The sequence below is a fragment of the Bifidobacterium sp. B4079 genome, from assembly GCF_026537385.1.
In the GTDB taxonomy this organism is placed as follows: domain Bacteria; phylum Actinomycetota; class Actinomycetes; order Actinomycetales; family Bifidobacteriaceae; genus Bombiscardovia; species Bombiscardovia asteroides_I.
The window spans coordinates 14,372-28,646 of the sequence record NZ_JAFNMH010000004.1 but is presented as its reverse complement, the minus strand read 5'-3'; the positions used below and the strand labels follow the sequence as shown (position 1 = coordinate 28,646).

The 14,275-nt window shown below is 55.9% G+C and carries 9 protein-coding genes; 3 read left to right on the top strand and 6 right to left on the bottom strand.

What is annotated here, in order from left to right; translation table 11 throughout:
* Window positions 1-182: 182 nt before the first annotated feature.
* From J3T95_RS08080 to J3T95_RS08055, 6 genes are all read right to left on the bottom strand, one after another.
* Window positions 183-1,247, bottom strand: a complete 1,065-nt coding sequence (locus tag J3T95_RS08080; RefSeq protein ID WP_267451067.1) for an Abi family protein — start codon at window positions 1,245-1,247, stop codon at window positions 183-185.
* Window positions 1,248-1,868: 621 nt separating this feature from the next.
* Entirely contained in the window at window positions 1,869-3,350 is a 1,482-nt protein-coding gene (gene nhaC / locus J3T95_RS08075; protein WP_267451066.1) for a Na+/H+ antiporter NhaC, read from the bottom strand.
* Window positions 3,347-4,609 carry a MalY/PatB family protein gene (locus J3T95_RS08070; protein WP_267451065.1) on the bottom strand — a complete coding sequence of 421 codons (1,263 nt, stop codon included), beginning with the start codon at window positions 4,607-4,609 and terminating at the stop codon, window positions 3,347-3,349. Before J3T95_RS08070 ends, nhaC begins: the two co-directional genes overlap by 4 nt.
* A 22-nt stretch (window positions 4,610-4,631) precedes the next feature.
* On the bottom strand, window positions 4,632-5,456 hold the full coding sequence (locus tag J3T95_RS08065) for a helix-turn-helix transcriptional regulator (RefSeq protein WP_267401051.1): 825 nt from the start codon (window positions 5,454-5,456) through the stop codon (window positions 4,632-4,634).
* A 2,269-nt stretch (window positions 5,457-7,725) separates the two neighbouring features.
* The gene (locus J3T95_RS08060; RefSeq protein WP_267451064.1) at window positions 7,726-9,501 is read right to left on the bottom strand and encodes an amino acid ABC transporter ATP-binding/permease protein; all 1,776 of its coding nucleotides are present in this window, start codon (window positions 9,499-9,501) and stop codon (window positions 7,726-7,728) included.
* Entirely contained in the window at window positions 9,485-11,272 is a 1,788-nt protein-coding gene (locus J3T95_RS08055; protein WP_267451063.1) for an ABC transporter ATP-binding protein/permease, read from the bottom strand. Before J3T95_RS08055 ends, J3T95_RS08060 begins: the two co-directional genes overlap by 17 nt.
* A gap of 219 nt (window positions 11,273-11,491) precedes the next feature.
* On the opposite strand from J3T95_RS08055, the gene J3T95_RS08050 reads away from it, so the two are divergent.
* Genes J3T95_RS08050 through J3T95_RS08040 form a run of 3 tightly spaced genes read left to right on the top strand, consistent with a single transcriptional unit; the run spans window position 11,492 to window position 14,224 of the window.
* Entirely contained in the window at window positions 11,492-12,100 is a 609-nt protein-coding gene (locus tag J3T95_RS08050; RefSeq protein WP_267451062.1) for an MptD family putative ECF transporter S component, read from the top strand.
* Window positions 12,097-12,795, top strand: a complete 699-nt coding sequence (locus J3T95_RS08045) for an energy-coupling factor transporter transmembrane component T (RefSeq protein WP_267451061.1) — start codon at window positions 12,097-12,099, stop codon at window positions 12,793-12,795. Before J3T95_RS08050 ends, J3T95_RS08045 begins: the two co-directional genes overlap by 4 nt.
* A complete protein-coding gene (locus J3T95_RS08040) occupies window positions 12,725-14,224 on the top strand; it encodes an ABC transporter ATP-binding protein (protein ID WP_324123901.1) in 1,500 nt (499 codons plus the stop codon). The genes J3T95_RS08045 and J3T95_RS08040 overlap by 71 nt, the downstream gene beginning before the upstream one ends.
* Window positions 14,225-14,275 lie beyond the last annotated feature (51 nt).

Here is a 14,275-nt window from a genome sequence, read left to right as displayed (position 1 = left end):
CGAATCATTCTATGTAAAGAGAACTTTCAACAATACTGCAAGCAGGAACAGAGAAATCAATTATAAAAGCCTGCAATCACTATTGAGTTACACAGTCGGTTTCAACACTGATGAAGAAGGAAATGGTCAGAACTCTTGCTCTCCGATAAAATGACCACCTTAAACCGGTGACTGAGCAGGATTCACTTAACTGAAAAAGGCTGAGGGATAAAATGCAATCTTCCGCTTTGATGCGGCTGGTCACTTTCAGCTTTAATGTATTCCGAGAACGCTCGCGAAATACGAATAATGCATGCAAGAGTATTCCTTAAGTGGATGCACTCCGAATTCCCCTGATAATACTGCTCGTAATTCTTGCATATTCTTTGTTCTAGATCTGACATCAATTTTGCTGCTATGCGTCGTATGGGCATACTGTTACAGACTATAAGAAACATGCACAAGAAACTTGAATAGTCATAGACAAGTTGCGACTTCTTAATCATACTCGGAATAGGCGCCGGGGGGTTATCCATTTGGAATAAATCGCACAAACATCCATCAACAAACTCAGTCTGAGGCACATGGCCATGCTTGTTTGTCCTATCCACATCCAACAGTAACGGGGCACTATGCGATACCGCATTTCGCAACCTACGGAAGTTGCCAAAAAATTTTGTAGCATTGTCTCTCAGATGCAATGACTCCAGATACTTCATATATGAATCAATCAAATCACCCAGATTGAAGCATTCCCATAAGTTCCATATTTCTGGGTCAGGGAAATATTTGCGAACCATAGCATCTGAATAAGGAGAATATTTAAGCTTAATTCCTGTCTTGCCAGGCCTGCCATCGTGCTGATTTCGATAGCCAGTCTTTTCATCAAATACAAAGCGATCATATGGATCAACCAGCTTTGCAATTCGTCTGCCGTCAAGCTCAGAATTTGACATCAATAAATTATTGAATCGCACTTTCAAATCATGTTCCGCGTTTGCTACCAAATATTCCAGTGCCATCCTGAGTTCATAGTCAATGACCGCCAAATCTTTGAGTACAGCGAAATCGAGATTCTTGTACTTCCCGTCTTCGTGCTTGTTGAAATTAGAAGCATATCGCTTAATCCGAAATAGGTAGGTGTTCGCAGATAGATATGCTTTAGCGGATTCCTCATTACAGATATCGAATACGATGCCGTCGTTTTGCAAATTAGCAATTTGAAAATCGAGGCTTTTAGCCAGACACATGCGCTTTGAACTGTCCACATTGGCCCCCGCAGCTAAACTAATGGGGCATCCGCTTCGAAAAGCGCTGCCCCATTAGTGAAGAGCTGGCCAATGTGACCAACTCCCTTTTGACTTTGTACCTACAATGCTAATTACATATAAGCATCTGTCAATTTATTTCGCGCGTGTTGAAAATATGGTTTTGACGCAAACCAAGGATAGATTTTTCTGTTTTTTCAAGGACTTATCAGGTGCTGCTGAGTATGTTTTCTGAAGTTATGAATACCGAGCAAATTTCATAATATTTAAAACTGATCTGTTGTCGATTCAACATAACAGCGCCAACAAAGTGCTCGATCTAAAGATAAAATTACTAAACATTTGATCTTTGCTGTTCACTGAGATCAGACTAGTTATATAAGTGCTGCTTTCATAGTCAAACTTACTGATTCTGCACTCGAGAGAAACATAGAAACCTGCATTAACGCCATTAAGTTCAGCGCTGGTCGTTGAAGCCAGGACGACTAATTTGCTGCTTTCCGAACAATGAAAAGAGACCGAACCCATGCAGATCCATATTCGTTTTCCGACTGACAAGAAAAGCGCCACAACAGGTACTGCCCAGTGGTGGCGCTAATTAGCCATAACAGAGAAAAGGCTCTACGCTTCCTTCTCCTTATCCAGCTCAGCGAGCATGGTCTTCTGCTCATCCGGCGTTAGCTTCCTGATGCCAATTCCTGTGTATCCCCAGATGGTGGCAAAAATCACGCCGGTCCAGCAGAGAGTTGCCCAAGGCATATAGGAGAGCGTGGGCACCCCCAGCGTGGCCGCCATATAGGCGCCAGCGGCTGTCCAGGGCAGGATCGGCTCGAATATGGTGCCGGAGTCCTCTATGCTTCGCCCGAGATTGCAAGGATGCAGACCTCGGCGAATGTAGGCAGGCCTCAGCAGCTCGCCAGGCAGCAGAAGGGAGACCTGCCCGTTGCAGGTGGTGGATATGGTCAGGATGCCGGTCAGCAGGGTAACGACAATCAACGAGCCAGTGCTCTTGCTGATCTTGAGCAGAGACTCCACGATCTTGTTCAAAGCCCCGGAGGCCGAAAGCACTCCTGCGAAAGAGAGGGCGCAGAACGCAATCAGAAGGGTGCTCATCATGCTCTCCATGCCACCCCGGTTCAGCAGACTCGTGATGTCCTTGGCTGCAGGACCCAAGTTGAAGCCCTTGGGGAGCATAGAGGTGTCGAATCCGTTGACAATGGCGTTGAACGCGTTGGTGATGGGGAAGCGCTGGATGACGACGGCATTGAACATAGCAACCGCCGACGAAAGCAGCATGACCGGAATGGTCGGTTTCTTCCACGCAGACCCGATCAGGATGATTAGGAGAGGTATAAGCAGCATAGGCACGTTCCAGGTGAAGGCCTGCGAAAGTGTGTTGTTCATCTCGGCGACCTTGTCAAAGCCACGGCCACCTGCGGACTGGACACCACGGCCCGCCACGAACATGACTATCGCTGCCACCAGCAAAGAGGGGAAGGTGGTCCACAACAGGTGCTTCATATGCGTGAATACATTCACATGGGTGATGGCCGCAGCCAGGTTGGTGTCTCCGGACAGAGGGGAAAGTTTATCTCCGAAATAGGCACCACTGACCACTGCACCGGCAACGATGGCGGGATTGATACCTTCCATGCCCAGTGCCACCCCCATGAAAGCCACGCCAATGGTACCTGCGGAACCCCAGGAGGTTCCCGTACAGACCGAAGTTATGGCCGTGACCAGCAGAGCCGTCAGATAGAGGTACTTGGGCGATACGATCTTGAGGCCGAAGTAGACCATCATCGGAATGGTTCCGCCGATCATCCAGGATCCGATAAGCATGCCCACCACTATCAGAATCAGCATGGCAGGCATGATCCCAGCGATCTTCTCGGCTATAGTGCTGAGCATCTCATCGTATCCGTGGCCGAGCATGTAGGCGATGATCGCTGCCACCACGGCAGCCAGGATAAGCATCGGCTCAGCAGGAAGTTCCAGCCAGATGGCTCCAACCCCCATAAACACCGCCATGGCGATAATTGGAGTCAGTGCCAAGAGCAGGGTGGGGGAACGCTGCTCTCTTTGTTTCCTTTCCTTCGTCATTGCAGGGTTGCCTTTCCCGTTGGAGTACCAAGCGCACGATTCATGCGCGACAGTGCCTCGATCAGAATTGGCCTAGTTGTCGCCAGGTTTATGCGCACAAAGCCGCTGCCGCCCAGACCGAAGTCAGTCCCCGGATCCAGCATCAGACCCTGTTCAGCCAGCCGCTTTTCGATCTCCTCATCCTGAAGTCCCAGCCCTCTCATATCCATCCAGGCCAGGTAGGTACCTTCAGGTTCGATCAGCGTCACGCCATCCATTCCGGCAACGCAGTCGCGCAAAAGATCGGTGTGTATCTCGAGCTCGGCAAGAAGCTCGTCCAGCCATTCTGCGCAATGGTCATATCCCGCCTGAGTCGCAACTTGTGCAAAATAGCGGGGATTATGGCAGCCGGCATCATCGATGGCCTTCTCCACCTTGTGCCGCAGATCAGCATCAGGAACGACGATGTTGGCAGTTTCCAACCCAGCGATGTTGAAGGTCTTCCCCGGGGAGGTAAAGGAGATGCCTCCAGATGCTTCGGGCGACGAGGTCAGATAAGGCTGGAATCGATATCCTGAATGGATTAGATCAGCATGGAACTCATCTGAGATGACCAGAACATCATGCTTGGCAGCAGCCTTGGCAACCTTAGCCAGTTCGTCACGGGTCCATACACGGCCGGTGGGGTTATGCGGATTGGTGATTACCATCGCACTGGCCTGGTCAAGCAGGTCTTCAAGCGCATCAAAATCGAACCGGTATTTTCCCTGGTCGTCTATCTTCAGCATCCATGGAAGGACCTTGCACCCTGCGGCCTTGATCGCTGTTGGGGTGGGCGAATATGCAGGATAGGGAACGATTACCGAGCAGGCGGGCGACAGAGCTTCCCTGAGTATGGCTGGCAAGGATTCCACCATTCTTCCTACCGGCACCAGACTGGCCGGACTGATCTGCCAGCCGTGGCGTCTTTTGAACCAGTCGCACACTGACTGTCTATATGAGGGGTCCAAGTAGGTGTAGCAGAAATCACCCACCTGAGCACGCTCGACCACAGCCTGGACCAACGGGTCCGGGGCTTTGAAATCCATGTCTGCCACCGACAGGGATATGGCACCGTCACCGCAGATACGATGTGCATCATCCCAGCGAATACTGTGTATTTTCCCCAGATCCTGGGTTGAAACGGGATGTAGAAGACCCATGATTACGTCTGTTCCCTTCTTTACAACTATGCCGGATACCTTGCCTTCATTAGCAATGCAATCCTCTGAGGCCACCATGGCCTCGGTACCACTCCCCCGCTTATTGCTTTTTCTTATCTTTAACGGAGGTCGTCTCGTCTATTTCTTTGAGATAGTTGTAGACGGTGAACCGTGAAATCTGCAAACGGTCGGCTAAGGTCTCGGCCGCGTCTCGCAGGAAGAAAAAGCCCTGTTCTTTGGCTTGTCGTATCACCTCCTTTTTATGGCTTTTCGTCATCAGCTCGACCGGTACACCCTGGCTGGCAACAGCACGGTCAAGCACGATATTTGCCAAGTCGTCAAGGTTGTGGACGAAGGCTTCACCCGCGGAGCTGGCTTCGGCCGATCCTGTTCCCTGATCTATCTGCCCTGTCTCAGATCCGGCTTTCTCGGCGCCACGCTGTTGGTTCTGATCCAAGTCTTCATCAAGTTCAGCTTCCGACTTTGGTTCAGAGCTTGCGTCTACACTGCCGTAGAGCATTTGCTGGCATATTTTCAGAAGCCCCGACCAGATCTCGACACTGCTGTTGATGCACAATGCAGCGACCGGATTCCCTCGGCTATCTTTGACGGCGATAGTGGCACAACGAATCCGACGCCCGTCAGGCAGAACAGAGCTGTAGTTGACCATGGTGCGAACCCGACCCTCAGCCATCTGCTTGAGCAGCACATCGGTCGCCGGATCACCGACCTTGCGACCGGTCAAGCCTCCTGCGATGGCGACAATGGTGGTGGGCACCTGTGAAAGGTCATGCACCACAACCTCGCAATCCGCCATAAGCGATGCCAGCGGCTCCACCAGCTGGGCCAAGGATTGGATTATCAGGGCACGCTCTACGCTGTCCTGCGCCTTAAGGTCGCGTGCCGATTGTGCATCGTTGCTCATACGTCATCTCTTTCATGAAGTAGCTAAAGATAGTATAACCATTTAATAAACATTTTGTTGAGCGTTTCTATTAATTGTTTATTTTTTCCTGTCGCTCTTCCGAATTCACGATCTTCATAGGGGATATTCATCCGTTCAAATCGTTGAAAATCCGGCTGTTTAACCACGAAACACATAATGTTGAACGCAAGGCTGCAGACATCCATAATCTGCAGATATGGAATTAAAGTAGCCAGCTAGACCCTTGACAGGGGCTTCAAGATATCGAAAAGGCTACGCCCTAGCGGGAATCGTGTTTGCCCAAGTAAGTTGCTTGAAACCGTACCTTTGACGACTAACAACTGCCGGACTGACCAGATGGGCTGGCATCCGCTTATTAATTAGTAAAGCAAATCAGTAAAGCGATAACCTTGCTGATGGACTTAATTACCTCAACTCTGCCGAAAGAAATCCTCCACTTTTCAACTCTCTTAAGACGGCTAGGCTCCATGAACCACGCTTGCGCAGGAACCTTATCGAGATATCGCCACCCCGAGTGAGAGCTGACACCTGTTTTACTGAATCACTTTTCTCCGAACTGACTTCAATTGAACTTGCCATGTGCGAAAGACAGCAGATGGTTAACTCGGGCACAGACCGAGGAACGAGGGAGACGATTAGACAAGTGCGGCCACCCCTCTGTTCAATCAGCATGGTTTGAACTCCTCTCCAAAGTGAGCATCCATTCGCCAGGTCTAAGAGAAAAATCCAAACCTTTTAGAACAGCGACTTGGCCGCCGTGTTTACCCGGATCATTCCTGCCCGCGTCTGAGAAGGAAACCGTCCTGGACTCCTCTCCTATAAATTCCGTTAGCGAATTGTCGAAGTTTAGCTCAACCTCGCTCGCAGGTGGCCCCTTATCTAAAAGCGATTTGGCCCACACCTTCCATAGTGTCGGGCTGTGCCCCCACGCCACCGCTAGATTGGTTTATCCACAGCACTGACCCAACCCGCAGTGCGGAGCAGACTGGACACTATGGCAGAAAAGCAGGAAAATCAGCCAAGAATCGACTGGGCATGTGGCCAAAACGCCGGGGACCACGCTCATCATCGAAAACGGAAGCACCTGGCAAGTGGGTATTCGACATGAGCCTTCCCAGAACGCGCATATGCAGCGGACCTTAATAAGACTGGTCTGTTACACAACCAGTGTTGTATTTAATTGCCTGGTAAGAGCCAGGCAGGAATGGCTGGACCTTTCGCGTTCACGGAAGAGAGCAGCCCACCCTGTTGGACGGGCTGCCTGGACATCACCGCTTCCTGTGCCACACGTCATACAGGACTGCACACGCCATCATGACCAGACACATCAGCCAAGCAGCGTACGAATCCATCCTGCCCGCGAGCGCTGGGACACCCACGAGAGCAGCAGCCATGAAGTACGATCCGCGACCGTCCTTGTTTGGATTACCATTAGGCATCCAAACCACCTCGGTATATTGATAGAACAGCCAACCCGGATGAGCTGGCGGCCGCCATCTCCGCATCACCGGCATGGCGACTATCTGATTTTATCCCATGATGAACTTCTTCGGTCGTCGACGGCGATATGATGGGGTTTGTCGGGAGACGGCAGCATCACCCGGTAGATATAAGAGGTAAGGATAAATTCTTTTAGCATCTGCTGGTGCCGTACCCGATTGGGCCGTTTGGGGTCCATTGATAGAACGAAGGCCGATAGCTATTGCGCTGTCGGCCTTTTCCTATACAGATAGGCTATCTTCGGATGACCCTGCTCAGCTAATATCTTTACCTGGCGGTCAGTCCAAAAAAGATGGCCACAACTCCAACAACTAATCGGCGATGTTACCCATCCATTCGAGGTGTGTAATGGAGACGATGGCAATCTTCTACTCTATGAGGAAAGCCACTGTCAGCTATGAAGATATGAACCCTGAGGCGGCTCTTCCGGTTATGGCATACACAACAAATTGAGCAGTTCCCCTTCTGGCATCTAGTAACTTTTGCGACTCGCTGGCATCATCTTTTAAAGAGTTATCGCATTCTAGCGTTCCTATGCAGTCTACAGACAGACTGTCGGTTGACCACTGTTACATACGTTTGGCATAGCATATAGACCTATCCCGCTAGATTTCCTAACTCGATACAGCTAAAAGTCAGCAAATTATAACGAAATCATGTGTTGCCATACCTCTCAATCAGCTATTCACCTGACAAGGCTAGAGATTCTTCAGAAGCAATAGCAGCAGAACACGAACTTCTCTCATCTCTATCCTACCGCGCACGACATGGCATCTTTCTCCTCAACTAGTTTGCCGTCTCGCAGCGTCAGCAACCGGTCAACCCTGGCAAGGACCGAGGGACGATGAGAGACGATCAGACAGGTACGGTCGCCCTTCCGCTCGATCAGCCTGGTCAAGACCCGGCCCTCGAGGAGAGCATCCATATTGCTGGTGGGCTCATCCAGAAGCATGAATGGCGCCGAGCTCAAAAAGGCGCGAGCCAGAGCCACCCTTTGCCGCTGTCCATCGGACAGGTCCGAGCCGTTGTCAGCAAGCAGATGATCCAAGCCGTCAGGCAGCTGGTCGATCAGATCATCCAGGCAGGCATCATGAGCTGCCTTCTCAATATCTTCTCTGCTGGCATCGGGCCGGGCCAGAGCGATGTTATCCGCCAAAGTAAGGCTAAATATATAGGTATCTTGACTCACCAAAGCCTGCTGGGCACGCAGGTCGACAGTGTGAATCGTCTCGATAGGCAGACCGGAAACCGTCAGATCCCCACCACTGCGCTCCTGGAACCGCATCAGCAGATCGATCAAGGTAGACTTGCCAGCTCCGTTGGCGCCTTGGATGCCGATCAGCTCGCCAGGCTTGATGGAAAGATCCAGACCGTCCAAAACCGAGATTCGGCCACCATGTTCACCTGAGTCAGTCTTGCCCGTGTCAGTCTTGCCAGCGTAGGAGAAGGAGACGGCCTTGGCCTCCTCTCCAGTGAACTCCGCCAGGGGATCCCCATGACCGGATTCCACCTCACGTACAGGCGGCTCCTTATCCAGAAGCGAGAAGACCCGTCGAGCCGCGGCCAAGGTGGGCTGCAGGCCGGCGCCTAGCCGGGCCACAGGTATCAAGGGAGCGAAGGAAGAGAGGAAGCCGACCAGTCCGATCATTCCCCGTGCAGCATTCACCAACCCTGCCGAACCTAGGTGGCAGGCCATCAATGTGAAGACTCCAGCGCAGATCAGAGTGACCACGTTGGTGACCAGATCGTTGGCAATAGTCCGCCCAGAGGTGCGGCCCCGCGCATCCAACATCTGGCCCGTAGCGGCTCCCACCCGGCGACGGGTATTCCCCAGAGCGCCCAACCCCGCCAGCTCTGTGCGGCCCTGCAGAGTCTCCAGAAGAAGGGAATGCAAATTGGCTTGGGCCGTCCGCTCCTGCATGGCTACCTTGAAGGTGGGTCTTGCGCTCAGGATGGGGATGAGCAGACCGACGATGAGGTAGGAGATCACGGCGGCCAGGCCCATCCAAGGCGAGAGCCAGGTGAGCAGGGCCAGGTTGGCCAAGGAAGTCACCAGAGCGATGGCGATGGGTGAAAGGGTGTGGGCGTAGAAAATCTCCAGCAACTCGATGTCATTGGTGATCACCGTCACCATGTCTCCGCGCGCCTGGTCGCGCAGACCGGCCGGGGCCAGGGACCGCATCTTGTCGAAGACCGTCGTGCGGATGTCGCGGAGCATGCTGAAGGCCATCTCATGGTTGCAGTACTGCTCCCCATAGGCCATGACCCCCCGGCTGAGGGCGGTCAGGACCGCCGCCAAGGCCCAGAGGACCCACTGTCCATTCAGCGGAGGCCAGTCCGCGACTAGGCCGATCAGGGCCGCAGCGGCTGCCATCATGCTCCAGACCGCGAAGAGGTGGCCCAGGCTGCCGCAGAGGATGGCCTTGCCCTCCGTGCCGGCCAGAGGCTTCATCAGCCGGGCCATGCGGCGCATCATCACCAAGTTGCCGGTCGTCTGCTGCATGCTGTCACTCCCCGTCCTCATACTGGGCCTGCTCCTTCCACTGGGCCGCGAATCCGCCCCCGGCATCCATCAGCTCACGGAAACCGCCGCTCTCCGCCAGACGGCCCCCCCCCCGCAAGAAAAGGATGGAATCGGCATTGCGGACCCCGGCCAGGCGGTGGGTGATGGTCAGGACCAGGGACTCCTTGCCCAGCGCGTCCATCAGAGCAGCCAAGGTAACGTCATGCTCGCGGTCAACGGCGCTGGTGGCCTCATCGAAGATGTAAACAGAGGAACGCCGCAGAAGCCCGCGTGCAATGGACAGCCGCTGGCGCTGCCCTCCGGAGAGGTTGCCTCCCTCAGGGTCGATGGGAGCGTCCAGCCCGCCCTTGCCTTGGACAAGACCGGTCAGACCGACCTTGTCCAACGCGTCCAGCAGCTCACCATCCGAGTAGCCCAGTCCGGCCGGATCGAGATTCGACCTGACGGTTCCGGTGAAGAGGTGGTCGGTTCCCCGAACCACGGTCTGCAGGCCAACCAGGTCCTCACGTGACAGGTCGCTGATCTTGCGTCCTCCAATAGACAGTTCTCCGGTATACCCCTGAAGGCGCCCGGACAGCAGGCCCGCCAGGGTGCTCTTGCCGGAGCCCGAAGCGCCGACCAGGCCCGCATGCCCCTTGGCCGGGAGATCGAAGTTCAGATTGGTCAGAGCCTGGAAGCCGTCAGGATAGGTGTAGGTCAGATTGCGAGCGCGGATGCCCAGTGCACCGGCAGATCCCGATGCGGGCCCTGGGACAGCGTCCGAGGCGTATTGCGGAGCCGCCGACTCCCTGTCACCCACCTGCCGCGCCTGGAGAATGTTGTCGATGGCCTTGCCCTGCTTGATGGCGACCATGCCGGAATGCATCATGTAGACCAGCTGCCGCTCGGGCGCAAAGAGCCGAACCCCGGCCAGGGCGACGACCAGGCAGGATAGCACTCGAGAGGACCCTCCTTGCCCAATCAGGACTGTGGCTGCAACCGCCAGAATGAGGCTGGCGTAGATGACCGCGTCAGCCTTGATCAGCGAGCGCAGCTGCCCGCCCAGGACCCCCATGGTTATCCGGCGGAACCCCTCGGACTCCTCGGCCAGATCATCAGCCTGCCGCTGGTCCGCTCCAAAGATCTTCAAGGTGCTGAGCCCCCTCAGGGCATGCTCGAAGTGGACGCCGACCTTGTCGTACTTGCGCAGCTGGCCCAGCTGCACTTTGATGTTCTCGCCCATGGTCGGCTTGGAGGCCAGGGGCAGGGCCACCATGCCGATCACGACGATCCCTGCAGCCAACGGGCTGACGGGCAGGAGGACGGCCAGGGTCACGACCAGCATCAGGGCAGTCTGGACCAGGGCCGGAATGTAGGCCGTAAAGTAGGAGACGACCGACTTGACCCCCTCGGTCGAAAGCCTGGCCAGGGTCTGCGCCGGAACGCCCAGGTCGTTCTCCTGACCATTGGGGTCGAACACGGATAAGTACAGGGCCTGGGAGAGCGCCTGGCCCATCCCATCGGCCAGCCTGGCGCTGACGGATCTGGCGACCGCCTGAGTCAGGAACCGAACCAGAATCAGCCCGCCTATCAAGACCGCCAGAAGCCCAGGCCGACCGGGCACCCAGGCAAGGGCATGAGGGACAGGCAGGCCAAGGGAACGGCCTACGGCCGCGATGGCCACCGGCAGGAGGAGGACCTCCGCCAGCGTGCCGATCGTCTGCAGGAGGGCCAGCAGGAAGCTGGCGCCCATCCTGGCTCCCGGTAGATGAAGTAGTCGCTTGCTGATCATGCCTGTCCTTTGTGCCGCCTTTCTGATACGCCCTTCTCGGTGAACCCTAACAAAATCCCTGTGCGCCAGGCAATACCCTTATTGTGAAGCCGGCAAGAGAAATAAAAGAATATCATTTACTTTTCCTCCCAGCTCCCCTAGAATGGACGGCACAACCCGACTTCGGCGGATATATGGCCTAGAGCCGAGCGGCCGCCACCCGCACGGGAGTGATCCTTTATGAAAGCACTCAAGACAAAAGACCTGGTCAACGTCGGTATTTTCACCGCCCTCTACTTCGTCAGCATGGCTGTGGGCAACTTCATCACCATCTTCGTGGCGGGCCTGGTTATGCCCGGCCTCTCCTCCCTCTTCATACCAGCCATGGTTGGACTGGTCTCCGGCCCGGTCTACATGCTGATGATCCGTCAGGTGCCTAGATTCGGGGCCGTCACCATCGTCGGCGTCATCATGGGCCTCTTCCTGCTGGTCTTCGGCCACTTCGCCCTCTCCTTCATCCCTTACGCCTTCTGTGGCCTGCTGGCTGATCTGGTTCAGTCCTCGCTCAGGGAGAACCGTCCCAATCTGGCCCGTTACCTGAGCTATGCCATCCTCACCTTTGGCTGCACCGGTCCCGTCCTTCCCCTCTGGTTCATGAAGGACGCCTACGTGGCAAGCCTGGTCCGCCGTGGCAAAAGCCAGGAGTACATCAACGGGGTCTTCGCGCCCATCACCGGAGCGACCTTCCTGGTCTGCATTCTGGCCACCCTGGTCGGCGCCCTGCTCGGGGCATGGATAGGCGCCAGGATCGTCGACAGGCATTTCAACCGGATACCCGCCAAGCAATGAGGCCTATCTCCATCTACACCAGATTCCTGCTGGTCATCTTCGCCAACGCCCTTATTTTCATCACCTTGCCCACCCCACTGGTTCTGGCCATAAACGTCTACTTCTGCAGCTTTCAGGTCATCGTGGGCAGGGTGAGGAAGGGCCAGGCCTGGCTTCTGGTCTGCCTGGTCTTCGCCCTGGGCGCCTCCCTGGCCATGGTCTTTCCTGAAAACCTGCCGGGGCATTACCTGCTCTTCCTCTTCGTCGGCGTAGGCAGGGTCCTCCCCCTGGTGCTGGTGGCGGCCTTCATGATGGGTACCACCAAGGTCTCGGAGCTGGTCTACCTGATGCGCAAGATTCACGCCCCCCAGTGGCTGGTCATCCCCGTAAGCGTGCTCTTCCGCTTCTTTCCGACCGTCAGGCACGACTATGCCCAGATCAGACGGGCCATGAAGTTCAGGGGGATTGCCGTCACCACGGGCGACATGATCTGTCACCCACTGCGGACCATGGAGTACATTTACGTGCCCCTCCTCAACAACGCCACCAATGTGGCCACCGACCTGACCTCGGCCGCCCTGACCAGGGGGATCGGCGACCCCGGGCCCAAGGCCTCCATCCAACGGATTGCCTTCACTGGACTGGATGCGATCATGTGCGCCCTGGGCCTGGTCCTTATGGGATGTGGAGCCTATGTTGCAATGTTCCAGGCTTAGCTTCACCTACGAGGGCGCCAGCAGGCCATCCCTCGAAGAGGTATCCTGCCAAATGGACCGAGGCCGGGTGACCGTGGTCACTGGGCCGAGTGGGTGCGGCAAGACCACCCTGTCCAGGATCATCAACGGCCTGATTCCCGAGCTCTACGAGGGCAAGCTGGGGGGAGAGTGCCTCATCGGAGGCCAACCCACCACGGCCCGGCCCATCTACCGGCTTTCGGAGCGGGTGGGATCGGTCTTCCAGAATCCCAAGACCCAGTTCTTCACCACCGACGTCCGCAGCGAGCTGGCCTTCCCCCTGGAGAACACCGGGGTACAGCCGGAGGCCATCCAGGAACGTATGGACCAGGTGGCCGACCTCTTCGGCATCGCCCCGCTCATGGACCGGGACATCTTTTCCCTGTCCGGAGGCGAGAAGCAGGTGATCGCCATCGCCTCCTCCTGCATGATGGATCCGCAGATTCTGATCCTGGACGAGCCCTCCGGCAACCTGGACGTCGAAGCAGTGGCCGTCCTGGCGCAGATTTTGGGCCGCTTGAAGGACCGGGGCCTGACCATGGTCCTGATCGAGCACCGCCTCTACTACCTGAACGGCCTGGCTGACGACTTCCTGGTCATGAAGGACGGCAGGCTGACGGAGCATATGACGCCGGCCGCCATGAGAGGGCTGGATGATCCAAGCCGCCAGGTCATGGGGCTGCGGGCCCTCAAGCTGGATGCGGCCCAGAAGGCGAGCGCCCCTGCCAGGGTCATCGCCAAGAAGACCCCCGATCTGCTGCGGGTCAGGAATCTGACCTATGCCTATCACCGCGACCAGGCTCCCGCCCTGGATGTGGACGACTTGACCCTGTCCAGCGACGACATCACCGGCATCATCGGCCGCAACGGTGCTGGCAAGAGCACTTTCGCCTCGGTCCTTACCGGCCTGCTCAAGCCTGGCAACAAGTCGGAAATCAGCCTGAATGGGGCCAGGCAGACCAGCAGGGAGCGTGTCGAGGACTCCTATATGGTCTTTCAGGATGTCAACTACCAGCTCTTCAGCGAGACCGTCGAAGGCGAAATGCTCCTTGGGGCCAGACGAACCGACCTCTTCAGGGAAGTGGCACGAAAACTTGACCTGGAGCGGCTCCTGGGCCGGCACCCCAACACCCTTTCCGGCGGAGAGAAACAGCGAGTGGCCATCGCGGCCGCCATACTGTCGGGCAAACGCCTGGCGGTTCTGGACGAGCCAACCAGCGGCCTGGACCTGCTCCACATGAACCAGGTGACCGGGATGATCCGCTATATGCGCTCCCTGGGAGTCATGGTGATCGTCATCTCGCATGATCAGGAGTTCCTGGCACAGACCTGCCAGCGGTTCATCACCTTCCGCCAGGGCAGGCCGGTCAGGGACAGTCGCAAACTGGGCAACCTCCTGCAAGCCCTCTGAGCCCTTGCCTGGCCTGTGGACATGTTGCCGCCCGGCAGGCGGTTCTCCTGT

Bases quoted from the DNA above. Each gene is read 5' to 3' on its own strand.
- nhaC (WP_267451066.1), bottom strand. From the start codon at position 3,350: ATGACGAAGGAAAGGAAACAAAGAGAGCAGCGTTCCCCCACCCTGCTC.
- J3T95_RS08070 (WP_267451065.1), bottom strand. From the start codon at position 4,609: ATGGTGGCCTCAGAGGATTGCATTGCTAATGAAGGCAAGGTATCCGGC.
- J3T95_RS08065 (WP_267401051.1), bottom strand. From the start codon at position 5,456: ATGAGCAACGATGCACAATCGGCACGCGACCTTAAGGCGCAGGACAGC.
- J3T95_RS08060 (WP_267451064.1), bottom strand. From the start codon at position 9,501: ATGAGGACGGGGAGTGACAGCATGCAGCAGACGACCGGCAACTTGGTG.
- J3T95_RS08055 (WP_267451063.1), bottom strand. From the start codon at position 11,272: ATGATCAGCAAGCGACTACTTCATCTACCGGGAGCCAGGATGGGCGCC.
- J3T95_RS08050 (WP_267451062.1), top strand. From the start codon at position 11,492: ATGAAAGCACTCAAGACAAAAGACCTGGTCAACGTCGGTATTTTCACC.
- J3T95_RS08045 (WP_267451061.1), top strand. From the start codon at position 12,097: ATGAGGCCTATCTCCATCTACACCAGATTCCTGCTGGTCATCTTCGCC.
- J3T95_RS08040 (WP_324123901.1), top strand. From the start codon at position 12,725: ATGCGATCATGTGCGCCCTGGGCCTGGTCCTTATGGGATGTGGAGCCT.